The organism is Micrococcus sp. iso_26 (assembly GCF_056172975.1).
Map to the genome: position 1 here is coordinate 1,826,043 of NZ_CM149652.1, position 21,416 is coordinate 1,847,458.

The 21,416-nt window shown below is 67.2% G+C and carries 20 protein-coding genes; 5 read left to right on the forward strand and 15 right to left on the reverse strand.

All coding sequences use genetic code 11. The features are described 5' to 3' along the window. Window positions 1-88 precede the first annotated feature (88 nt). The 11 genes from AC0VX0_RS08410 to AC0VX0_RS08460 all read right to left on the reverse strand — a co-directional run bounded on the left by AC0VX0_RS08410 (window position 89) and on the right by AC0VX0_RS08460 (window position 12,678). Window positions 89-1,336: a hypothetical protein gene (locus AC0VX0_RS08410; protein ID WP_144818472.1), complete on the reverse strand. Its 1,248-nt coding sequence runs from the start codon at window positions 1,334-1,336 to the stop codon at window positions 89-91. Window positions 1,337-1,519: 183 nt separating this feature from the next. Beyond that, window positions 1,520-2,656, reverse strand: coding sequence for an MATE family efflux transporter (locus tag AC0VX0_RS08415; protein WP_144818473.1), 1,137 nt, complete (start codon window positions 2,654-2,656; stop codon window positions 1,520-1,522). A gap of 83 nt (window positions 2,657-2,739) precedes the next feature. Continuing rightward, window positions 2,740-3,741 (reverse strand): glycosyltransferase, encoded by a 1,002-nt coding sequence (locus AC0VX0_RS08420; RefSeq protein WP_180949558.1) that lies wholly within the window; start codon window positions 3,739-3,741, stop codon window positions 2,740-2,742. A gap of 149 nt (window positions 3,742-3,890) precedes the next feature. Beyond that, complete coding sequence (gene wecB, locus AC0VX0_RS08425) at window positions 3,891-5,021, reverse strand: non-hydrolyzing UDP-N-acetylglucosamine 2-epimerase (protein ID WP_101967439.1); 1,131 nt, start codon at window positions 5,019-5,021, stop codon at window positions 3,891-3,893. 2 nt (window positions 5,022-5,023) lie between these two features. Beyond that, entirely contained in the window at window positions 5,024-6,118 is a 1,095-nt protein-coding gene (locus tag AC0VX0_RS08430) for a polysaccharide biosynthesis C-terminal domain-containing protein (protein ID WP_144818474.1), read from the reverse strand. Window positions 6,119-6,120: 2 nt separating this feature from the next. Beyond that, window positions 6,121-7,155, reverse strand: coding sequence for a polysaccharide biosynthesis protein (locus tag AC0VX0_RS08435; RefSeq protein ID WP_101967437.1), 1,035 nt, complete (start codon window positions 7,153-7,155; stop codon window positions 6,121-6,123). Continuing rightward, complete coding sequence (locus AC0VX0_RS08440; RefSeq protein ID WP_144818475.1) at window positions 7,152-8,408, reverse strand: glycosyltransferase family 4 protein; 1,257 nt, start codon at window positions 8,406-8,408, stop codon at window positions 7,152-7,154. Before AC0VX0_RS08440 ends, AC0VX0_RS08435 begins: the two co-directional genes overlap by 4 nt. Then, a complete protein-coding gene (locus AC0VX0_RS08445) occupies window positions 8,405-9,028 on the reverse strand; it encodes a NeuD/PglB/VioB family sugar acetyltransferase (RefSeq protein ID WP_186299585.1) in 624 nt (207 codons plus the stop codon). The genes AC0VX0_RS08440 and AC0VX0_RS08445 overlap by 4 nt, the downstream gene beginning before the upstream one ends. Before the next feature lie 10 nt (window positions 9,029-9,038). Beyond that, window positions 9,039-9,692 (reverse strand): sugar transferase, encoded by a 654-nt coding sequence (locus AC0VX0_RS08450; RefSeq protein WP_101967434.1) that lies wholly within the window; start codon window positions 9,690-9,692, stop codon window positions 9,039-9,041. Next, window positions 9,689-10,834, reverse strand: a complete 1,146-nt coding sequence (locus AC0VX0_RS08455) for a DegT/DnrJ/EryC1/StrS family aminotransferase (protein ID WP_216881297.1) — start codon at window positions 10,832-10,834, stop codon at window positions 9,689-9,691. The genes AC0VX0_RS08450 and AC0VX0_RS08455 overlap by 4 nt, the downstream gene beginning before the upstream one ends. A 32-nt stretch (window positions 10,835-10,866) precedes the next feature. Beyond that, window positions 10,867-12,678 carry a nucleoside-diphosphate sugar epimerase/dehydratase gene (locus tag AC0VX0_RS08460; RefSeq protein WP_206397565.1) on the reverse strand — a complete coding sequence of 604 codons (1,812 nt, stop codon included), beginning with the start codon at window positions 12,676-12,678 and terminating at the stop codon, window positions 10,867-10,869. Window positions 12,679-13,210: 532 nt separating this feature from the next. Here AC0VX0_RS08460 and AC0VX0_RS08465 point away from each other — a divergent pair. The 5 genes from AC0VX0_RS08465 (at window position 13,211) to AC0VX0_RS08485 (ending at window position 18,451) form a co-directional block, all read left to right on the forward strand. Further along, on the forward strand, window positions 13,211-14,647 hold the full coding sequence (locus AC0VX0_RS08465) for a tyrosine-protein kinase domain-containing protein (RefSeq protein ID WP_216881294.1): 1,437 nt from the start codon (window positions 13,211-13,213) through the stop codon (window positions 14,645-14,647). Between the two features lie 72 nt (window positions 14,648-14,719). Continuing rightward, window positions 14,720-15,895 carry a zinc-dependent alcohol dehydrogenase gene (locus AC0VX0_RS08470; RefSeq protein WP_216881291.1) on the forward strand — a complete coding sequence of 392 codons (1,176 nt, stop codon included), beginning with the start codon at window positions 14,720-14,722 and terminating at the stop codon, window positions 15,893-15,895. Beyond that, window positions 15,892-16,923, forward strand: a complete 1,032-nt coding sequence (locus tag AC0VX0_RS08475) for an NAD-dependent epimerase/dehydratase family protein (protein WP_216881289.1) — start codon at window positions 15,892-15,894, stop codon at window positions 16,921-16,923. The genes AC0VX0_RS08470 and AC0VX0_RS08475 overlap by 4 nt, the downstream gene beginning before the upstream one ends. Beyond that, window positions 16,920-17,423, forward strand: a complete 504-nt coding sequence (locus tag AC0VX0_RS08480) for a transglycosylase SLT domain-containing protein (RefSeq protein WP_036338026.1) — start codon at window positions 16,920-16,922, stop codon at window positions 17,421-17,423. Before AC0VX0_RS08475 ends, AC0VX0_RS08480 begins: the two co-directional genes overlap by 4 nt. Further along, a complete protein-coding gene (locus tag AC0VX0_RS08485; protein ID WP_216881286.1) occupies window positions 17,420-18,451 on the forward strand; it encodes a cation diffusion facilitator family transporter in 1,032 nt (343 codons plus the stop codon). Before AC0VX0_RS08480 ends, AC0VX0_RS08485 begins: the two co-directional genes overlap by 4 nt. A gap of 8 nt (window positions 18,452-18,459) precedes the next feature. Here AC0VX0_RS08485 and AC0VX0_RS08490 read toward each other — a convergent pair whose 3' ends face one another. From AC0VX0_RS08490 to tsaB, 4 genes are read right to left on the reverse strand one after another with little or no spacing between them, the layout of a single operon-like run. Further along, window positions 18,460-18,990, reverse strand: a complete 531-nt coding sequence (locus AC0VX0_RS08490; protein WP_216881283.1) for a hypothetical protein — start codon at window positions 18,988-18,990, stop codon at window positions 18,460-18,462. A gap of 50 nt (window positions 18,991-19,040) precedes the next feature. Further along, a complete protein-coding gene (gene tsaD, locus AC0VX0_RS08495; protein ID WP_049146665.1) occupies window positions 19,041-20,132 on the reverse strand; it encodes a tRNA (adenosine(37)-N6)-threonylcarbamoyltransferase complex transferase subunit TsaD in 1,092 nt (363 codons plus the stop codon). A 26-nt stretch (window positions 20,133-20,158) separates the two neighbouring features. Further along, window positions 20,159-20,746 carry a GNAT family N-acetyltransferase gene (locus AC0VX0_RS08500; protein WP_216881278.1) on the reverse strand — a complete coding sequence of 196 codons (588 nt, stop codon included), beginning with the start codon at window positions 20,744-20,746 and terminating at the stop codon, window positions 20,159-20,161. Next, window positions 20,743-21,414 carry a tRNA (adenosine(37)-N6)-threonylcarbamoyltransferase complex dimerization subunit type 1 TsaB gene (gene tsaB, locus AC0VX0_RS08505; protein ID WP_216881276.1) on the reverse strand — a complete coding sequence of 224 codons (672 nt, stop codon included), beginning with the start codon at window positions 21,412-21,414 and terminating at the stop codon, window positions 20,743-20,745. Before tsaB ends, AC0VX0_RS08500 begins: the two co-directional genes overlap by 4 nt. Between the last annotated feature and the right edge of the window lie 2 nt (window positions 21,415-21,416).

The window sequence follows — 21,416 nt, forward strand, 5'->3', positions numbered from 1 at the left end:
GACCAGTCTCCCTGTCCGCGACCGCGGGCAACAGGACGACTCTCATAACGACTGGACCTACGAAACGGGGTCAGCCCACCACTTTTCTTCAATCACAATGCATGGGATCCCTCTTTTGGGACCGCATCGTATACATGGCCATATTTGCCGTGAGCCAAATTATGACAATGGGAATCACAGTTCGAGACGACCATGTAAAAGCGCCACCCCATATGACCTGTGTCATGCTTCCAGCTACGACCCCGAATAACACCACCAATTGTGAAGATAGCAATGATCGATCGGAACGGCGGGAGTTCATGAAGAAGCAATCAACCCAGCGCACCATTGCCGCCACAACAAAAAGTGAGACAATTCCTCCGACAATACCGAAATTCCAAATGGCTTCACCCACCACCATGCCTGCATCTGAAAACTCTGCTGTAGAGAGATGTTCAGGCTGGGTGACTTTAACAATCTCACGCCCAAATCCAAGGGGTTTTCCTGACCACAGATCAGAGGGAACCCAGAATAATGCGGCTGCAATGAGTGTCATCCCTAAAGCGGGCTGTATTACCTGCTCCAGGTGCGCGACAGCAATGGCCCCAGCGCTCCCGACTGGGCCAACAACTGACCCAATGCCTTCCGTCTGGCCGGGAATTCTACCCTGCGCCTCCTCAAGAAATGCAAGGCGCGCCAGAGATAGCACTCCAAGCATGGGAACAACCGCAGCTAGGGTAAGCCACTTAGCTACTCTGGATGGGTTTGCCAATGACCAGATGGCTGCAACTGATAGCAACAGCGCGGCAATATTTAGGCGACCGAATCCGGAAAAAAAGAGTTCATAGTAGGCAAATATCATCACTAAAACAATAGTGGCATAAAACACCTTCCTCGACGCCTTTTTGGAGAAGCTCAGAGAAAAGCTCAGGAAAATGATGGCGGACGTTACCATGGGTGTTGGAATAACGGGGACATTTAAAAATAGCAAAGCCGTCGACACGGCCCCTAGCAGAAGCCCGGCGTGGGCGAACCTGCGGATTTGATGATCAGAGATGCGATTGAAATTGCTGCTATTGGCCACTTTTTCTGGACATATCCATAGAATGAATAATTGAAGCGCTAGGAACATGCTCAACACTACCCAAAGGCCGTGGAAGGTTGACGTTTCAGCAAGGGGGAAGTACCCAGCAGTTGTATAAATTCCTGCTCCCGCCCCAAAGACTAGAATGCAAAACGATGTTACAGATCCCGCACTGAACGTACCCTCCCCCAACTTAATAAAGGCTGTGGCCGATACAATTGCAAGAGCTACGCCTGTAATCAGAGCAGCCTCCTGGGCGGCGCCCCCGAGCATCAGCGAAGTGATGCATGTCACCACAATAGAAAAGAGCGTGCTCGCTAATCTGAAATATATAATTCTCATGTTCCTGCATCGTTCTGTCGCGGCTCATTCTTATCACAGTAAAAGTATTCTAAATACGCTTCTGGATGCATCTCACCACTGGACACGAACCCCCGCGTTCCCACTTTGGATCCATCACCCCTGCGCCGATTGTTGTCTGGTCAGACTATGACTCAGCGCCGAAAACCACCACACAAGTGTGGATAGAGCGGTTGCAGTAACGGCTCCTGCGGCAGCCCCAGACGCCCCATACACCAGGGATAGACTAAGCACCAATGACCATCGCGGGATCAGCGTCACTAGCGAGATAGTGAGCGCGCGCCGATGGTTCCAGGTGGCCCGATGATAGCTGACAGCCACTGTGGCCACGCCCGCCAGTAATCCATCAGCTGCTACGAGAAAAAGAATGGGGCGAACTGACGGCCAGACGTCCTCTCCCAATAGAACTTCGCCGGCGAGGTACCCCAAAGCTAAAAGGGGAATTACTGCAGCGGAGTATGCCCCCACGGTGAGAGCTGCATCTCTGAGCAATAGCCGCGCCCGGATATGACTGGGACGCTCGGCATAGGCGGAGACCCGCCGAATGATAATCGGCTGAACCGCAGTGATGACAAGATTCGCCGGACCCACCAGTGTCGACGCCCCGCGGAGGGCACCCACGGTGGGCAGGCCCGCAGTCAGCCCCACTGCCATGGTCAAAACGTGCACAGAGGAGGCATTGACAAGGGCCTGTAGAGAGAAAGATGCCGATGCAACGCCCTCCCCCTGTTCGGCGCGCCACCGTGGGCGAATGGCATACCGACCGGTCAGCGCCGAGATGTAGCCGACCACGGCGGACATGCAGATCCACACTAGAAATGGCGCCTGGGCAGGAAGGTCGAAGAACACGGCACCCAGGCCAGCGATGCAGACGGCTGTGAGGACGACCAGCTCCTGGAGTATCGCGGATCGGCCGTTGCCGAACGTCACCGAGACAAGCTTGATGTAGTGCAACAGAAGCATCCCATGAAGGCCGAAACCCAACCAGATCAGGTCCGGAAGCACGAGCATGGCCCCGATGAGGACCGTCACCGGTCCAAGCACCAAACCCGCGAGCGATTGCCTGCCGGCGTGTGACTTCAGCTCAGGATCGCTGAGCTTTCGCGAGAGCAAGGGCGTGATGGTGGCTTCGCGAACGACCTGCACCGCCACGAGGAATGCCGCATAGTAGATCGAGTAGCGCCCCAGCAGGGCCAAATCTCCTGCGCGCGCCACAGCCACGAACAGCACCATGGAGGTAGCGCTGGTGGCTCCCTGGGCAACTACCGCTTTGCTTCCTCGGCGCAGTGCGGAGACATTAAGGCGTTTCCGCCGTATCACTGCGATTCCGCCAGTGCGCGTTCGAGTAGATCGAAGAAATGCGGCGCAGACGGAGAGTTTCTCCATTCGCTGTAGGCACCCGCAGCCCGCTCTCTTGCGGCGCGCCATTCACTGGGGCCCAGGGACGCGTATTCGTCAACGGCAGCCGACCAGGATGCCGCAGATCTGCTCTGCAGGACTCGCCCCGCAGAGTGACGGCGCAGGAGATCGGACCAGGGCGTGGTGTCAGAAATCACGAGAGGACACCCGACGGACAGCGCCTCGGCGATGACATGCCCGAAGTTCTCTCCGGCGGTAGGGAAGGCCATGACGTCGAAGTCAGACAAGACCTCGCGCATGCGGTTAGCGGGCACAGGACCGTGGAACACCACCTGCACGTGATCAGGCAGGGATTCCGCCAGTCTTACGCACCGCCGGGCGTAATCCTGGTCCTCGTGTGGACCCACCACCGTGAGGCGCACCGGCGAACTCACGGACTGAAGCGCCTCTAACAACACGTGAAGCCCCTTCTTGGGTGAGAGCCGCGACATGAAGACCATGTTCAATCGCCCTCCCTCGACATGCGCCTTGTCCGGAGGCAACTGCGGTGTCAATGGCAGGTCGGTATCGTTCTCACGAACGAGGACACGCGCTTCTGGGCCGAATTCGCGCCGGATGTCCTGCGCCTCGTGCGGGGTGGAGGCATGCCATATCACAGAACGCAACAGTCCAGAGCGCCGCAACCCGGCAAGGAACAACGTCTTCTTGCGGCGTTTCAACTTGAGCGCGCCTGCACTCAGCTCACCCCTAGGAGCGATAACGAGGCGTACCCCAGGGTTTACCGCAACAAAAGGCAGAACCGAGAGCGAATACTTCGGACTGAAGAGGCTGTTGAGATAAACAGCAGCAGGGTCCGTCTTCAAGCCTGCACGCAGGGCGCGGAGCCACGACCCCACGCCTCGGTCCACATATCGCACCATGGACTTGCCCACGCTGTGCCACGCGCTGGCGTCCTCCACCAGCCGATCTGCTTGGCCCAAGTCGTGGTTCGCCGTCAAGACATACGCTTCGTGGTGTTGAGGCGCCGAACGAAGCATTGCGGAGACAGTGCGAATCGGCCCACCGCCGAGATACGCCGGAGGGAAACCCGCCGTTATGATCAGCAATCTCACCGTCGGATCCCCCGCCGCTGGTGGTGGGTCGTGGCCATCGACCGGATGAAGTTCACCACTCGGCGTGAAGAGTCACCGATGGCGTAATCCTCGGGGCGAGCCGCGGGTCCATCAGCAGTATGGTCCTCGATGGTCATGCGGACCGCGTCCACGACATCCTCGGGATCCAGCCCGGTGGCGATGATGGCACCGGTGTCGATCGCCTCCGGACGCTCGATGGCGTCTCGCAAAGTGACTGCTGGGAAGCCAAGCATGGATGACTCTTCGGAGATGGTACCGGAATCCGAGATCACACACCGCGCATTGAGCTGCAGCTTGTTGTAGTCGTGGAAGCCCAGGGGCTCGTGCAGCCGCAAGTTGCTGTCGGCATTCAGGTGGAAGGCCTCGATCCGCTTGCGCGTTCGTGGATGGGTGGAGACCAAGAACGGCACGCCCTGGTCCTCCGCTACCGCGGCCAGGGACGCCAGGACCTTCTCCAGCCGGTCCTGGCGGTCCACGTTCTCCTCCCTGTGCACACTGGCCAGGAGGTACTCCCCGGGGGTGAGTCCCAGGCGCTCGAGCACATCAGAGGCCTCGATCCGGTCACGGTACGAGGTCAGGACCTCCAGCATCGGGGAACCCATCACCAGCAGCGAGGCGGGGTGAAGGCCCTCGGCGAGAAGATTGCGCCGGGAGTGCTCCGTGTAGACCAGGTTGTAGTCGCTGACATGGTCCACCAGGTGTCGGTTGATCTCTTCTGGCACGTTGGGATCGAAGGAGCGGTTGCCCGCCTCCAGGTGGAACACCGGCACCTTCATGCGCTTGCCCATGATGGCGGATACGCAGCTGTTGGTGTCCCCCAGGACAACCATCGCGTCCGGCTTCTCCTCCAGGATCACCCTCTCCGTCCCCTTCAGGACGTCGCCTAGGACACTGCCCAGAGACGAGGTGTCCGCCTCGAGGAAGTGGTCCGGGGCGCGCAGACCGAGATCCTCGAAGAAGACGCCGTTGAGGTTGTAGTCGTAGTTCTGCCCGGTATGGACCAGCACGTGGTCCGTGTGCTTCTCCAGCCGCCGGATGACACAGGCCAGCCGGATGATCTCCGGGCGTGTGCCCACCACGGTCATGACTTTCAAGCGACCGCTCATGGTCACACCACCTCAGGAATCGTGTCGGGGTTCTTGGGGTCGAAGATGTCGTTGGTCCAGAACGCGGTGTACAGCGTAGAGTCGCCCACGTTGGTGATGTTGTGTGACACGAGCGTGGGCATGTCAACGGAGACCGGGGTCTCGCCGTTCACCCGGAAAGTGTGCACGTCGGACGTCCCCAGCTTGCGCAGCGAGATCTCGGCTTCTCCTGCGAGGACCGTGAATCTCTCCACCTTGCGGCGATGGTAGTGGTCGCCGCGCGTGACACCGGGGGCAGTGGTGGAGAACGACGTCTGGCCCGATCCCCCGTGCGCGCGAACGATCTCGAAGAACGAGCCGCGGGCGTCGGCGTGGCGAATGATGTCGAGCGGCAGCCCGCCGGGGTACAGGTAGGACCGGTAGGTGTTGAACAGGTCACGATCGAAGGGAGATGCCAGATCGGGGATCTCCGTACGCTCATAGACCCGTGCCATCGCGGTCAGCCGCCGGGCGAGACCGCCTACCGTCTCGTTCACCGCGAGGTCCGCCATCGCTGACACCGGCACAGTCCCGATCAGGACGTCCGCCGCGTTCTGCGCATGCAGGAGGGTCAGTTCCCGATCCTGGTGGACCTGAGGCTCCTCTCCAGCGGCGATCAGATGACAGAACGTCGCTGTGACCGCGTTGTAGAAGGGGCGGCCGAACTCGCCGAACAGGTTGGGCAGGCGGACGTCCTCGTACCCGGCACCCCGGGAGGCTGCCGCACGGGCCAGCCTCTCCCCCGCCGCCGACTTGGCATCGCCGTACACAGAGCCGTTAGTGGCTTGGACGCTGTTGGCGAAGACCACGCGAGCCGGAGCGCGGTCGACCTCAAGGAGCACATCAGACACCTGCTGCGAGAACAGCCTGTTACCGTCGGCGACTTCACTGTCCGTCCCTCTGTTCACGCCCGCCAGGTGCAGGAGCTGATCGGCGCCGTCTAGTGCCTCGCGGGCCTCGGACGCGTCGAATCCCTCCCCCACCGGAATAAGGCGAACCTCGTGGCCTTGCTCGTGCAGGGCAGCACGGGTATGGAGCCCCAGGAATCCGTGTCCGCCGGTCATCACGTAGCGCGCCATGCTCAGCCCTTCTCCACTCGAATGCCCGCCAGGGCGAGCTCCCTGCGGACGTCAGGCAAAGTCAGGAGAAGGTCCTCGACTTCCGTCACGGACAACCGCTCCACCGTGTGGGAGTCATAGTCGTTGTACTGAGTGAGCGCCTTGTCCCCCTCGTCCACGTAGACCTTGTAGTTCAGATCCCGCGCGTCAGCACGGATCCTGAAGTACTCGCCCATGTCCTCCGCGCGGGACAGCTCCTCGCGGCTGGCCAGGGCCTCCGAGAGCTTCTCTGCGTGCCGCGTGCCGATGACGTCCACCTGCGCGTCCGACTGGAACAGGTTGATGACGGCCTGGGCGAGGGTGCCAATGGTGCAGGAGGGTGCCTTGCGGATGAAGAGGTCGCCCTGTCTGGCGTTCTCCCAGGCGAACTCCACGAGAGAGACGGAGTCCGCCAGGGACATCATGAACCGCGTCATCTCCGGGTTCGTCACCGTGAGGTTCTTGCCGGCCTTGAGCTGGCGGATGAAGAGCGGGATCACGGAGCCGCGCGAATACATGACGTTGCCGTAGCGCACGCAGGAGACGGTGGTGGCTGCGGTCGGATTGTTGAGCCCGTGGGACAGCGCCACCTTCTCCATCAGAGCCTTGGACATGCCCATCGCATTCACCGGGTACACGGCCTTGTCCGTGGACAGGCACACCAGCGAGCCGACGCCGGCCTCGTCGGATGCGCGGATCACGTTGTCCGATCCGTAGATGTTCGTCCGGACGGCCTCCATCGGGAAGAACTCGCAGGAGGGCACCTGCTTGAGGGCGGCCGCGTGGAACACGTAGTCCACGCCCCTGACCGCGCGAGACACGCTGGTGTAGTCCCGGATGTCGCCCAGATAGAAGCGCAGACGGTCGTCTCCGAGGTCATGGCGCATCTGGTCCTGCTTGGCTTCATCCCGACTTAGGATGCGGATCTCCGCGATGTTCTCGCGCTCGAGGAGCCGGGTGGTGACGGTGTGGCCGAACGAGCCGGTGCCACCGGTGATCAGGATTTTGCGGTCGGTCATGGCTGCTCCTGGTGAAGGCTGGATCGAGAAGGCGTGGTTCCCTGGACGGCGGCGTGATGGAGGATGTCCTCGAGCTGACCGAGGGCTGAGACTGATGACATGCGCTCCTCGAACAGTCGGCGAGCAGCCGTCTTCATGTCCTCGTACTGGTTCTGCGGGAGCGCCGCGGCGTCGGCAAGGACATCCGCCAGGGCGAGGGGGTCCTCGGGAGGACTGGTGAACCCCGTGCCGTGCTCACTCACAATCTTCTGCACGTCGCCAAGAACAGTGGTGATGACCGGGATGCCAGCGGCCATAGAGCCCTGCAGCTTCGAGGGAACCGTTCCCCGGAAGATGGGCAAGTCCTTTAAGGGGACCAGCTGGAAATCGGTCCAATCGAGATGGGGTTGGAGCTCCGGAGGGGTCAACCGTCCGAGGAACAGCACCTTTCCGGCTTCCACAAGACCTTCACATCGCTGCCGCAGACGATTCTCGGCGCTGCCTCCTCCGGCGATGCGCCATTGAACATCGAGACCCCGACCCACGGCGATCTCGACTGCGGCCGCAATGGTCTCCAAATCCTGCAGGTCCCCGAGGTTCCCCGCGTAGAGGAGCCGCAGCACACCATTTGTCCTGCTTAGGTCCCGTCCGACGTTGACCCGCGCATCTTCAGACCAGTTGAGCAGCGTATGGACGGGCGTCCCGGGTCCAACTCGCTCCTCGAGGATGCGGGTCATCGTCGGTGCGATGGCCACGACGGCGGCGGCGCGTCGGTAGGTCAAAGATAGCCAAGGATTCATGAGGTTCGCCATGATCCGTCCCACCCTCTTCGGGACCATGGAGGATTCTGTGACCGACTCCGGCCAGAGGTCCTGGACATGAAGCACGTAGGGCGTGCCGACCCGACCCACCGACGCGAGCAAGGCGGGGACCGAAGCCGTCATCTGGGTCGCGTACACATAGACCACATCGGCACCACGCACTAGTGCCTGCTGTTTGACACCGGCCAATGCGAAGCTGCCGTAGCTTACGAAGCGCCCGAACGGGTTGCTCGAATGCGACAGGTGCGACCGGACCCGGTGCACGGGGACGCCGTCGATCCACTCGATCGACCCGTGGGTGTCGTATCCCGCGTAAAGACGCCCCTCCGGGTAGTTAGGTAGTCCGGTGAGCACTCTGACCTCATGTCCAAGACTGACAAGGCCACGGGCGACCGACGCCGGGATGGGGGCCGGTTCTGGGGGATAGTACTGCGAGAGGACAAGGATCTTCACCGTGCGGGGATGCCTTTCACGATAACGTTGTCCGGCACGTCCTTCACCGCGCAGGCGGCGGCGCCGACAATGCTGCAGCGTCCGACGGTACGTCCCTCGAGCACGATGGCGCCGACCCCGATGAGGCTTGCCTCTTTGACGGTGACCTCACCGGAGATCGCCGCTCCTGGATTGACGGAGACACTGTCCTGCAGGCGGGCATCATGACCAATGGTGCAGTTCAGGTTCAGGTGCACGTGGGATCCGATGGTCACGTTCGTGGTAATCTGAACTCCCCCACAGATGACGTTGCCCTCACCCATGCGGAAGGCGCCACCGGTCTGCACAGTGGGGTGCACCAGGTTGGGGAATATCCACCCCGCGTCAGCGATACGTTCGACGATCTTCCGGCGCACCTGTGGATTGCCGATCCCGATGACCAAACATGCACCGTCCTCCGGCGGGGAAGCAGGTAGAGGGCCGAGAAAGGGCAGACCCAAGGCCTCTAGACGTCCAATGTTCGTGTCTGACGCCCCGTCATCATAGAACCCAGCGAGCGTATAGCCCTCGCCGTCACCAAGCCGAGCATTGATGGCGTTGGCGACATCGGCGACCTCGCGCCCAAAGCCGCCCGCACCCATAATATAAAGATTACGCCTTGTCATTACATTCCTTCTTGTATTTTTTTTCGGCGATAGCGGGATGGGTGCCGGTGAAGCGGGACATGGTCATCTGCCCCTCCGCCGTGATGCCCTCGCGCACCGCCACTGAGCGGATGGTACGCCACAAGATCGACAGGTCCTGGCGGAAGCTTATATTCTGAATATACTCGATATCGAGATCGAAGCGCTCCTCCCAGCCCACGGCGTTGCGCCCAGAGACCTGAGCCAGTCCAGTGATGCCCGGCCGTACCTCGTGCCGGCGCGCCTGCCGCGGCGTGTACAGGTTCAAGTACTCCGGCAGCAGAGGGCGCGGACCCACCAGAGACATGTCGCCGCGCAGCACGTTCCATAGGGAAGGCAGTTCATCGAGGCTGGTCGAGCGCAGCCATCTGCCGAAAGATGTGAGCCGGTCCGCGTCCGTCACCGGGCCATCAAATTGGTCCTCCACCTTCATGGAGCGGAACTTGTAAAGCGTGAACACACGCCCGTCCTTTCCGGGGCGCTCCTGGGCGAAGAGCACCGGGCGGCCCAGCTTCACCGCCACCGCAGCGGCGGTGGCGGCCATGAGAGGAGCCGTCACGACCAGCCCCAGCCCTGCCAGCGTGGCATCACCGACACGTTTGACTCGGGGGTAGAGGGTCATGATGGGTCCACCCCCCACGCCGCCGCGAGTGCGGAGAGGACCCGATCGAAGGCCTCGGTGGACAGCGCGCTGCCGCTGGGCAGGGTCAGACCGGTTTCGAAGAGCCGCTGGCTGGCGCCGGTGACCAGTCTGGGGGCGTCGGCGAAGACCGGCTGCAGGTGCATGGGCTTCCACAGAGGACGGGACTCGATCGCGGCCTCGTCCAGTCGCAACCGCAGATCGCTCGCCGGCAAGGGAGCGACATCAGGGTCAATCACCACGGAGGTGAGCCAGCAGTTGTCCTCTGCGTCGTCCGCGCCTCCGAAGATCTCCACACCTGGCACCTGAGCCACGAGATCCCGGTAGCGTTCGCGCCGCTCGCGGCGCCGTGCGATCATCGCGTCGAGCCGACCCAGCTGAGCGCGGCCCAGCGCAGCCAGGAGGTTGCTCAGGCGGTAGTTGTAGCCAATGTCCGTGTGCTCGTAATGGGTGACCGGCTGACGGGCCTGCGTGGCGAGGTAGCGCACACGACCCGCCATGTCGGCGTCGTCCGTGAGGAGCATGCCGCCCCCCGATGTGGTCATGATCTTGTTCCCGTTGAAAGAGAACGCGGACGCCCGTCCGAACCTGCCGGCAGGCGTGCCCGCATGCGAAGCACCGAGGGACTCGGCAGCGTCCGCGAAGACCGGGACCTGATGGCGCTCGGCGATCTCCATCAGGCGGGTGTAGTCGCAGGCCTTGCCGAGCAAGTCCACGGGCACCACGGCACGGGCGGGGGTACCCGCCGACTCCAGGGCCGTCAGCGCCTCTTCGAGCAGGTCAGGGTCCATGTTCCCGGTCGCCTCGACACTGTCGACGAAGTAGGGGGTGGCTCCGGTATAGACGATGGCATTCGCGGTGGCCGCGAACGTCATCGTCGACGTCACCACGATGTCCCCCGGACCGATGTCCATGGTGAGCAGTCCCAGGTGCAGGGCGGCCGTCCCCGAGGACAATGCCACGGCGTGGCCGACGCCGATGCGCTCGGCCATCTCCGCTTCAAAGGCGTCCACGTCCGGGCCGAGCGGAGCGATCCATCCGGAGCGGATCGCGGCCACCACGGCGTCTTCTTCGGCTTGGCCCACATCCGGCGAAGACATGAGGATGCGCGTGTGGGTGGTCATCTCGCCGTTCTCCCTCGTAGAGCTGGTCAGGTTCATGCGTTGCGAGCCGGTGCGTCGGACGAGGCCACTCGGGGGGTGCTGGCCCGCGTCCGCCTCAGCCACTCGTCGTAGTCCAGGGCGTCTGGCGCGAGCGCGTCCACCGCGGCGTGGGAGATCTTCGGGTGGAAGGGACGGTCATCCGTCTCGCCCTGCCCGATGAGCTCCTCGTGGAGCTTCTCCCCGTGGCGGAGTCCTGTGAACGTGATAGGGACGTCCTTCCCGGACATGGCGATCATCCGCTGGGCGATGTCCAGAATCCGCACCGGCTCCCCCATATCCAGGATCATCACCTCACCTGGCCGGCCGATGGCTCCGGCCTGGATGACCAGATGGCAGGCCTCCGGGATGGTCATGAAGTATCGGGTCACCTCCGGGTGGGTGACGGTCACCGGGCCGCCCTGTTCAATCAGCCGCCGGAACGTGGGCAACATGGATCCGCGGCTGCCGATCACATTGCCGAACCTCACGGAGAGGTAGGGCCGCCCCGTCTCCCGCGCCATCCAGGCCGTGAGCTTCTCAGCCACCCGCTTGGAGTGCCCGAGGGCGGACGTGGGGTTGGCCGCCTTGTCCGTGGAGATGTTGATGAACACATCGACGCCCACCGCCCGGGCCGCCTCAAGCACGTTCAACGTGCCGAGGACGTTGGACTTCCACGCCTCCTCGGGGTACTGCTCCAGCATGGGCAGATGCTTCAGGGCTGCGGCGTGATACACCACCTCCGGGCGGCGGTCCTGGAAGATGCGGTTCAGAGCAGCCACGTCACGGATATCCGCCAAAACCACATCCTCGGTGTCCAGAAGCCCGTGGCCCACGGTCGCCAGCTGGGCGTCCTGCAGGGCGGTCTCATCCCGGTCCACCATGATCAGCTCCGCCGGGGCGTACTTCACGATCTGACGGCACAGCTCCGAGCCGATCGACCCGCCGGCGCCAGTGACGAGCACCCGCTTCCCCACAAGGTACTCGGCCGCCGTGTCCACCTGAGTGTCCACCGGCTCGCGGCCGATCAGGTCCTCGATGGACAGGTTCCGCAGGTCCTCCAGACCCACGGCGGACGTCAGCTGGCGGTCCAGCACCGGCAGCACCCGCACATGGAGGCTCAACGGGGCGGCGGCATCCGCCACCGCGCGGATGAGGCGGTTGTCGGCGGCCGCGATGGCCACGATCAGCTCGGTGGCACCCGTGCGGTCCACTGCCCTGCGCAGATCCTTGAGAGCCCCCACCACGGGGACACCCCGCACCACACGCCGCCGCAGGCCGGGGTCGTCGTCCAGGAACCCGACGGGCCGGTACTCGGACTCCGAGTCGATCTGCATCCGGCGCGCAAGAACCTCGCCCAGCATGCCTGCCCCGTAGATGAGGGTGGGGGCGGCGTCCTCGCCGGGGCCAATCCTCGCCTCCCGCCGCAGGCGATGGATGTAGCGCAGCCCCAGCATGAGGACCAGCGCAATGGGCCCCGCGATGAGCAGTAGGCTCCGCGGGACCTGCCATGCGTCCCCCACCACCAGCAACACGGCAGTGACCAGGGCCGACACGCCGATAACAAGTGCCGTCAGACCGCGGACCTCTTCAAACGTGCCGTAGCCGTACCGTCCGCGGTAGAAGCCCATGAGGTACCCAGCCACCAGTTGCACCACCGCGGTGAGCACGACGACGCTGAGCACGCCCGCCCATCGGACCGGGCCCACGGCGAAGTCAAAACGGAACAGCGTGGCAACGGCCAGCGCCACCGCCCACACCCCGACATCGCACACGAGGGTGATCGCCCAATCGGGGCGTCTCGCTGCCGTCCACGCCTTGGTTGTCATCGCCGTACTCCTTCTCTTTCCGCACCCCTCGACATCACAGAACGGTCACGTTATCCCCGGCGGAGAACAGATTGCGGGTGCCGTACACGGGTACGCGGAGTGTTGCAACGGCCGAGTGGTCCACGTCGGCACGGTCGGAGGTCACTACCACGTCATAGCCCGCCTCGACCACTCGCATGCAGACGGGCAGCCGAACATATCCCGGGCCGATGACCACCAATCTCATCGCATGACCCCGCTTCCCCGTGCGCTGCACATCGACTCTGACGACCGACAAGGGCATCTCGCGGGATCTGTGATGACCGCTCAGCCTCGCTGACGTGAGCGTACATCACACCCGAAATGCGGCCCGCAGTTGCCTCATCAAAGCGATGACCTCGAAAACCTGACCTTAATTCCACTTGAATATCGGGTGGACGCCAATGGCGGGCCGCGGCGGCGCTACGCTGACCTGCAAGACAACGGGGTCGGTGACCCTGCCGGCCCCGCCGGCAGATCCCCTCCCCGATCGGCACGGGAGACAGGGAGACGGATGGACCAGCCTCAGACGATGGACGCGACGGTGCCCGTGGAAGAGGACCCGGACGGGTTCTCGTTGCGGGACGTGTTGCAGCTCCTGCGCCGCCGCTGGAAGGCCATCACGGCGTTCACACTCCTGGGCCTGGCCGTCGCCGCGGTCCTCACCGCACTCCAGCCGCTCACTTACACGGCGTCGGCCACAGCCGTGGTCAATCCGACCGTCACGGACAATCCGGCGGCCGCACTGAGCCAGGACTCGGTGGCCAAGTCCCGGGCGGTGCAGTTCGACGAGCTGGCCGGCTCGGCCCTCGTGGCCGAGCGGGCAGCTGCCATGGTGGACTTCCCCGTCTCGACCGGTCAGGCGTTGTCCGCGGTGACCACGTCCGTGCCCACCAACACCGCCCTGATCAAGGTCCAGGCCGAGTGGTCCGACCCCGCCCAGGCCGCCCAGCTCGCCGACGCCTGGGTGCAGGCACTGCAGGACCAGGTGGGCGAGCTCGACGCGGCGGACGGGCGAGACCCGCAGGTACAGATCGACCGCCTGCTCCCGGCTACGGCGCCCGCCTCCCCTACGTCACCCAACCCGCCTCTGAACCTCGTGGTGGGGGCCGTCCTGGGCCTCGCTGCGGGAGCCGCGCTTGCCCTGGCCCTGGAGGCACTGGACCGCCGCATCCGCAGCACGGAGGATCTTCAGCGCGCCGGGGTGACGCCCATCGGTGCCATCCCCAAGGCCTCCGGCCTCGCGGACGGACAGCGCGTCCTGGCCAAGGCCGGCAGGCAGGACGCCGACCACTTCCGGGCCCGGGAGGCGTTCAACGAGCTGCGGATCAACCTGCAATACATGAACCCGGACGACCCGCCCCGCATCATCACCGTGACCTCGGCCAGCCCCAACGACGGCAAGTCCACGGTGGCCGCGAATCTCGCCGTCACACTGGCCCACGCCGGCGTGCCGGTGGTCTTGGTGGATGCGGACCTGCGCCGTCCCACGGTGGCCACTACCTTTGATCTGCCCCAGGGCGCCGGACTCAGTGACGTGGTGGTGGGACGGGCCGCGTTCGCGGACGTGCTCCATGAGTCCGCGGACCCGCAGGGCCTCGTGATCCTGCCTGCCGGTCAGCTCCCCCCGAACCCCACCGAGCTGCTCACCTCGGCCCGGTTCAAGGAGGCCATCGAGGCGCTCGCCGAGACGCACATGGTGATCGTGGACGCTCCCCCGCTGCTCGCCGTCCCGGACGCGTCCGTGGTGGCCACTCGGCTGGACGGGGCACTGCTCGTCCTGGACGCCGAGTCCACCACACGTGATGAGCTGCGCCACGCCGTGCAGGCGCTCCAACGTGTCCACGCCCCGATCTTGGGCGCCGTGCTCAACCGCGTGGACTCCAAGGACCGATCCGGCCGGTACGCCTACTACCGCTCGGACTACACCTCCCCCGCATCCACCGCCTGACCTGGGCCGACGCGAACGGCCTGGGCGGGCGAGGGGTACTCGCCCCGGTGGCGGGCCCGTAGTGTCTTCACCATGCGAGCACTCACATGGCAGGGAAAGCGCAACGTCGCCGTCGAGGACGTCCCGGATCCGCGGATCCAGGAGCCGACGGACGCGATCATCGAGGTCACGTCGACCGGCATCTGCGGGTCGGACCTGCATCTGTACGAGGTCCTGGGGCCGTTCATGGACGCGGGGGACGTGATCGGTCACGAGCCGATGGGCATCGTCCGCGAGGTCGGGTCCGAGGTCACCCACATCCGGCCCGGTGACCGGGTGGTCGTGCCCTTCACCATCTCCTGCGGTCGGTGCTGGATGTGTCAGCGCGGGCTGCAGTCCCAGTGCGAGACCACCCAGGTGCGGGAGCAGGGCTCCGGCGCCGCGCTCTTCGGCTACTCCCGGCTCTACGGCTCCGTCCCCGGCGGACAGGCCGAGCTGCTGCGCGTGCCCCACGCGGACTACGGCCCCGTGAAGGTGCCGCACACCGGCCCGGATGAGCAGTGGCTGTTCCTCTCGGACGTCGTCCCCACCGCCTGGCAGGGGGTCCAGTACGCGAACGTCCCCGACGGCGGCACGCTCGCGGTGCTCGGCCTCGGCCCCATCGGCCAGCTGGCGGCACGCATCGGCGTGCACCTGGGGTACCGGGTGATCGGCGTCGACCCGGTCCCCGAACGCCGCGCGATGGCGGCCCGGCACGGCATCGAGGTCCTGGACGCCGACGGCGGCGAGGCCGAGGTGCTCCGCGAGCGCACCGGCGGCCGCGGTCCCGACGGGGTCGTGGACGCGGTCGGCATGGAGGCGCACGCCTCCCCGGCGGGGCATGCGGCCCATACCGCCGTGGGCCTGCTGCCCGACGCGCTCGGCCGGGCGGCCATGAAGACCGCCGGCGTCGACCGCCTGAGCGCCCTCCACACCGCGATCGACGCGGTCCGGCGCGGCGGCACGGTGTCGCTCTCCGGGGTCTACGGCGGCATGAAGGACCCGATGCCGATGCTCACCCTGTTCGACAAGCAGGTCACCCTGACGATGGGCCAGTGCAACGTCCGTCGCTGGGTGGACGACCTGCTGCCCCTGCTCGACGACCCGTCCGACCCCCTCGGCGTGCTCGACCTGACCACGCACACCGCCCCGCTCGAGGACGCGCCCGCCCTCTATGAGAAGTTCCAGAAGAAGGAGGACGGCTGCATCAAGGTGGTCCTGAAGCCGTGAGGATCGTCGTCCTGGGCGCGACGGGCAACGTCGGCACCGCTGTCCTGCACCGCCTCCAGGCCGCGGCCGAGGTGAGCTCGATCGTGGGCGTGAGCCGTCGCGGCCCGGACCGGTCCGGGGCGCCCTACGATGGCGTCGAGTGGCACCGCCTGGACGTCGCGGAGCCCACGGCGGCGGGGCGGCTGCGCGAGATCGTCGTCGGCGCGGACGCCGTCGTCGACCTGGTGTGGGTGATCCGCCCCAACCGCGACCGCGACCACCTGCGCGCCGTCAACGTGGTCGGCAACGAGCGGGTGTTCCGGGCCGTGGCCGAGGCGGGCGTGCCCCATCTGGTCTACGCGTCCTCGGTGGGCGCGTACGGGCCCGGGCCGAAGGACCAGGCCGTGGCCGAGTCCCACCCCACCACCGGGATCCCCACCTCGCACTACGCCGCGCAGAAGGCCGAGGTCGAGTCGATCCTCGACCGCGTGCAGGCCGAGCACCCCGAGCTGCTCGTGACCCGGCTGCGCCCCGGGCTGATCTTCCAGTCCGCCGCCGGGCCCGAGATCAAGGACTACTTCCTGGGTGACCTCGTCCCCGCCCGGCTGGTCGCCCGCCTGCGCGCTCCGGTGCTGCCGTTCCCGCGGGGCCTGCGATTCCAGGCGCTCACGGCCCAGGACGTGGCGGACGCGTACTGGCGCGTGATCGCACACCGGGCGGGCGGGGCCTTCAATGTGGCCGCCGAACCCGTGCTGGACGCGCACACCCTGGGCACCGTCCTCGGGGCGCGCCGCATCCTGGAGCTGCCCGTGGGCCTGTTCCGAGCGGCCGCGGCGCTGACCTACCGGGCACGGCTGCAGCCCACCGACCCGGGGTGGGTGGACATGGCGGCGGCGGTGCCCATCATGGACACCACGGCCCTGCGCGCCGCGACCGGCTGGTCCGAGACCACCGACGCCCGGGAGGCGGTCCGCCTCGTGCTCGACCATCTCGACGGCGCCGAAGGCCTCGGCAACGCCGGGCACCGCTCGCACTCGCCCACGGAATGAGGACGAGGACCCTCACCCGCCGGGCCGCCCTGACGGGCCTGCTCGGGAGCGCCGCCCTCGGGTTCACCGCCTGCACCTCCTCCGGCTATCCCGCCGACCCGGACGGCACCCTGGACCGCGTCACGGGCGGGGTGCTGCGCGTCGGCGTCGTGCACCACCCGCCTCACGTGGACGTCTCGGGCGCCGAGCCCGTCGGCCCCGAGCCCGACCTGATCCGCGGCTTCGCCGCGGCGCACGACGCACGCGTCGAGTGGACCGTGGCCGGGGAGGAGGCGCTCATGACCGCACTGGAGAAGGGCGACGTGGACCTGGTGGCCGGCGGCCTGACCTCGGCGTCCCCGTGGACGTCGCACGCGAGCATCACCCGCGACTACGCCGAGGCGCAGGGTCCGGACGGCGAGCCGGTGAAGCTCGTGATGGCCGTGCCCCTGGGTGAGAATCAGATGCTCACGGCCCTCGAGGCGTACTTCGACCAGCGCGCAGCGGAGGCTGCCCGATGACGCGGCAGGACACCCGCGAGAGGGGGCCGAGCGGGCGCCGGTTCGGCGCCACGGAGCTGCCCCCGGAGATCGAGCGCGTGGTCCAGCAGGCCAAGCGGCTCGAATGGGCGACGCTGGGGGTGATCGTGGTCACGATCGTCCTCGTGGCGGTCGTGATGGGCTCCTCGCAGGCCATGCGGGCCGCGTGGATCGAGGACCTGCTCTCCCTGATCCCGCCGATCGCGTTCCTCGTCGCCCTGCGCGTGGCCCGCATGGCCCCGACGCGGGCCCGGCCCTACGGCTCTCACCGGTCCGTCGGGGTGGGGCACCTCGTGGCCGCCGTCGCCCTGTCCGTGATGGGCGTGGTCCTCGTCGGCGACTCCCTCCTGGGCCTGGTGACGGCGGAGCACCCGCCCATCGGCACGTTCCACCTGTTCGGGCACACCGTGTGGCAGGGCTGGTTCATGATGGCCGTGATGGCCCTGTCCGTGCCGGGGCCCATGATCCTCGGCCACAAGAAGCTCAGGCTGGCCGAGCAGCTCCACGACCGCGTGCTGTACGCGGACGCGGACATGAACAAGGCGGACTGGCAGACGGGCGTGGCGACCATCGTCGGCGTGGCCGGCATCGGCCTGGGCTGGTGGTGGGCGGACTCCGCTGCGGCGATCTTCGTGGGCGTGAGCATCGTGCTGGACGGCTGGAAGAACCTGAAGGAGGCCGTCACGAACCTGGCGGACCGTCGCGCCGCCACGATCGAAGGCGCCCGGCCGCACCCGCTCATCGACCGTGCCGAGCGGGTCGCCTGGGCGGAGCCGTGGGTGCGCCACGCGGGCGCCCGCGTCCGGGACGAGGGCCACGTGTTCCACGTCGAGATGTTCGTGGTGCCGCACGAGGGGGCGGACGTGACGGTGGCCCGCTGCTGCGCGCTGCGGGACGCGATCGCCGCCCTGGACTGGAAGCTGCAGGACGTCGTCGTCGCCCCGGTGGACGAGCTGCCTGCCGAGGTGCACGGTGGCCGGTCCGGGGAGCATCAGACGGGCGAGGAGTAGCCCGGGCCTCAGCCGGCCAGGAACCGTCCCTCGAGGGTGGCGGAGGTGATGCGCTGGATCTCGCGCTGCTGGTCGGCGGCCCTCTGGCGCAGGGCGTGCATCTCGGCGGCGTCGACCGCCGGCAGCTGCGGCGCGAGCTGTTCGAGGACGTGCCACATCGCGGACTTAGCCTGGAGCATGCCCTGCAGCAGGTCCAGTTCGATCTGCGTCCAGCCGGAGCCGCGCGTGCGCAGCGCGTTCACGGGGTTGAGTCGTCCGCCGACCTCGGCCGCCGCGCCGGCGGCCCGGTCCACGAGGGGGGTGCGGAGACCCAGCTCGCCGATGAGCGCCTCGAGGCGGTCCTGGTCGTCCTGGACGGCGTCGCCGAGGCGGCGCAGCGCGGCCTCCTGCGGGGTGCCGGCCCAGGTCTGCTCGGCGGCGCGGAACGCCTTCACGCCCGAGCGGGAGCCGAGCAGGTGCTGATTGAGGAAGTCCTCCAGCATCTGCTCGTCCACGGCGGCGGAGGTGGACTCGGGGCGGGGGTGCTCATGGCCGGTCATGGGCCCTGTCTACGGAACGTGTGGGCGTGGCGGCAAGGGGCCGGGCGCGCTCAGACGCTGACGACCTCGACCGGCTGTCCCGGGTCCGCGCCGAACCACGCGTCGGAGGGGGCGACGCCGTCGCGCACCAGGCGTGCGCCGAGCGCGGCGACCATCGCCCCGTTGTCGGTGCACAGGTTCACGGGCGGGACGGTCAGCTCGATGCCCGCGGAGCGGCACCGGTCGGCGAGCAGGGCGCGCAGGCGCGAGTTCGCCGCGACGCCGCCGCCGAGCATCAGGTGGGTGAGCCCGTGCTCGCGGCAGGCGCGGACGGCCTTGGCGGTGATCACGTCCGCGACGGCCTCCTGGAAGGAGGCGGCGATGTCCGCGCGCGGCACCTCGAGCCCGCGGGCCTCGAACTGCTCCACGGCGCGGGAGACGGCGGTCTTCAGCCCGGAGAAGGACCAGTCGTGCCGGTGCGGGCCGGGCTCCTCGGCGCTGCCGACGAACTTGCCCGCGGTGAGCCCGCGCGGGAAGCGGAAGGCCCTCGGATCGCCCTGGGCGGCGAGCCGGTCGATCACGGGGCCCCCGGGGTAGCCCGCCCCGATGAGCCGGGCGACCTTGTCGTACGCCTCGCCGGCCGCGTCGTCGATGGTCGAGCCCAGCAGTTCCACCTCGGAGCTGATCCGGCCCACGCGCAGGATCTCGGTGTGCCCGCCGGAGACGAGCAGCGCACCCAGGTCCGCGGGCAGGTCGTCCCACTGCGCGGGCCGCACGCCGTCCAGCATGCCGACGCCCACGTGCGCCACGAGGTGGTTGATGCCGTAGAGGGGCGTGCCGAGGGCCGTGGCGAGCGCCTTCGCCCCCGCGACCCCCACCATGAGCGCGCCCGCCAGACCCGGACCGGAGGTGACGGCGATCGCGTCGAGGTCCTCGAGGGTGACGTCGGCGGCGTCCAGGGCGCGGCGGATCGTGGGCACGAGGGCCTCGAGGTGCGCGCGGGCGGCGATCTCCGGGATCACGCCGCCGAAGCGCACGTGCTCCTCCACGGAGGAGGCGACCTCGTGGGCCAGCAGGGCGGTGCCGCGGACGACGCCGACGCCGGTCTCGTCGCAGGAGGACTCGATGCCGAGCACGAGGGGGGCTGCGGTGGCGGTGGGCATGGGCTCCAGTCTAGTGAGCGGCCCGGTCACAGGGCCTTGCGCATGATCACGGCGTCCTCGCCGCCCGGGTAGTAGCGGCGGCGCACGTGCAGCTCCTCGAATCCGTGGCGCACGTAGAGGCGCCGGGCGGCGGCGTTGGAGGCCCGGACCTCGAGCATGAGGGCGCTCGCGCCGCGCGCCGTGGCCTCCGCGGCCATCCAGCGCAGCTGGGCCGCGCCGATCCCCCTTCCCTGCGCCGCGGCGACGGTGCCCACGGTCTGCACGTCGGCGACGTCGCCGACCACCATGATCCCGCCGTAGCCGACGATCTCGCCGGGGGCGGGGCCGTCGTCGTCCGCGGAACCGGGCGCGGCCACGTCGCGGACGACCACGCGGTAGTCCCGGGTGGGCGGGCGGCCGTGCGCGTCCCGTCCGCCGGCGGGGCCGGTCTGGGCGAGCTCCTCCTCGTAGAAGTGCGCGGGCCAGGCGTCGAGCGGGAAGAGCGTGGCCTCGTGGGCGAGCACCTCGGGGACGTCCCACACGGTCATGGGGCGCAGCAGGTACCCGGGCGGCAGCCCGTGCCCGTCCTCGGCGGGGCGCCCGTCGCCGGCCGGGGCCGGCTCGGCCGGGCTCACGCGCCCGCCCGCTTGCGGGGGCCGGGGACCTTGGCGTCGGACTCGCGCAGGTAGAGCGGCTCGGCGGGCACGAGGCCGCGGCCGCGCCGCAGGGCGAGCTCGGCCACCTGCCCCACCCCGACGGCGGACGGCGTGGCCGTCTCCCAGTCCGGCACCGCGCGCAGCGCCTCGGGGTAGAGCCCGGCCCCCGCGCCGTAGACGGGCAGCGGAGTGACCTCGTCCGCGGGCGAGACGAAGGGGCCGTGCAGCAGGGTCGGCTGCCCGCCGACCTGCGCGTAGTGGGCCCAGTAGACCTCGCGGCGGCGGGCGTCCGTGGCGATCACGAACTCCTCGATCCCGTGGCGGAAGGCATCGACGCCGGCCTCGTGGGCGAGCGCGTCGAGGCTGCGGACCCCGTGCACGGGCACGTCCCACGCCAGGCCGAGGGCGGCCGCCGTCGCCAGGCCCGCGCGCAGTCCCGTGAAGGGTCCGGGGCCGACGCCGACCGCGAGCGCGTCCAGCGCGGTGCCGGTGACGCCGGCCTCGCCGAGCACGGCCTGCACCGCGGGGGCGAGCACCTCGGCGTGGGCGTGGGTGTCGTCCGTGGCCCAGCGCGCGAGCTCCTCACCGTCCTGCAGGACGGCGACGGAGGCGGCGGCGGAGGAGTCGATCGCGATGAGCAGGGCCATGG

What these genes read in the sequence shown, in the direction of transcription:
- AC0VX0_RS08490 (WP_216881283.1), bottom strand. Translation starts at nt 18,990, where the DNA reads ATGACCGGCCATGAGCACCCCCGCCCCGAGTCCACCTCCGCCGCCGTG.
- tsaB (WP_216881276.1), bottom strand. Translation starts at nt 21,414, where the DNA reads ATGGCCCTGCTCATCGCGATCGACTCCTCCGCCGCCGCCTCCGTCGCC.
- AC0VX0_RS08415 (WP_144818473.1), bottom strand. Translation starts at nt 2,656, where the DNA reads ATGGTGCTGTTCGTGGCTGTGGCGCGCGCAGGAGATTTGGCCCTGCTG.
- AC0VX0_RS08470 (WP_216881291.1), top strand. Translation starts at nt 14,720, where the DNA reads ATGCGAGCACTCACATGGCAGGGAAAGCGCAACGTCGCCGTCGAGGAC.
- AC0VX0_RS08480 (WP_036338026.1), top strand. Translation starts at nt 16,920, where the DNA reads ATGAGGACGAGGACCCTCACCCGCCGGGCCGCCCTGACGGGCCTGCTC.
- AC0VX0_RS08435 (WP_101967437.1), bottom strand. Translation starts at nt 7,155, where the DNA reads ATGACCGACCGCAAAATCCTGATCACCGGTGGCACCGGCTCGTTCGGC.
- AC0VX0_RS08485 (WP_216881286.1), top strand. Translation starts at nt 17,420, where the DNA reads ATGACGCGGCAGGACACCCGCGAGAGGGGGCCGAGCGGGCGCCGGTTC.
- AC0VX0_RS08445 (WP_186299585.1), bottom strand. Translation starts at nt 9,028, where the DNA reads ATGGGTGCGGGCGGCTTTGGGCGCGAGGTCGCCGATGTCGCCAACGCC.
- AC0VX0_RS08460 (WP_206397565.1), bottom strand. Translation starts at nt 12,678, where the DNA reads ATGACAACCAAGGCGTGGACGGCAGCGAGACGCCCCGATTGGGCGATC.
- AC0VX0_RS08450 (WP_101967434.1), bottom strand. Translation starts at nt 9,692, where the DNA reads ATGACCCTCTACCCCCGAGTCAAACGTGTCGGTGATGCCACGCTGGCA.
- tsaD (WP_049146665.1), bottom strand. Translation starts at nt 20,132, where the DNA reads ATGCCCACCGCCACCGCAGCCCCCCTCGTGCTCGGCATCGAGTCCTCC.
- AC0VX0_RS08410 (WP_144818472.1), bottom strand. Translation starts at nt 1,336, where the DNA reads ATGCTCGGGGGCGCCGCCCAGGAGGCTGCTCTGATTACAGGCGTAGCT.
- AC0VX0_RS08430 (WP_144818474.1), bottom strand. Translation starts at nt 6,118, where the DNA reads ATGGCGCGCTACGTGATGACCGGCGGACACGGATTCCTGGGGCTCCAT.
- AC0VX0_RS08465 (WP_216881294.1), top strand. Translation starts at nt 13,211, where the DNA reads ATGGACCAGCCTCAGACGATGGACGCGACGGTGCCCGTGGAAGAGGAC.
- wecB (WP_101967439.1), bottom strand. Translation starts at nt 5,021, where the DNA reads ATGAGCGGTCGCTTGAAAGTCATGACCGTGGTGGGCACACGCCCGGAG.
- AC0VX0_RS08455 (WP_216881297.1), bottom strand. Translation starts at nt 10,834, where the DNA reads ATGACCACCCACACGCGCATCCTCATGTCTTCGCCGGATGTGGGCCAA.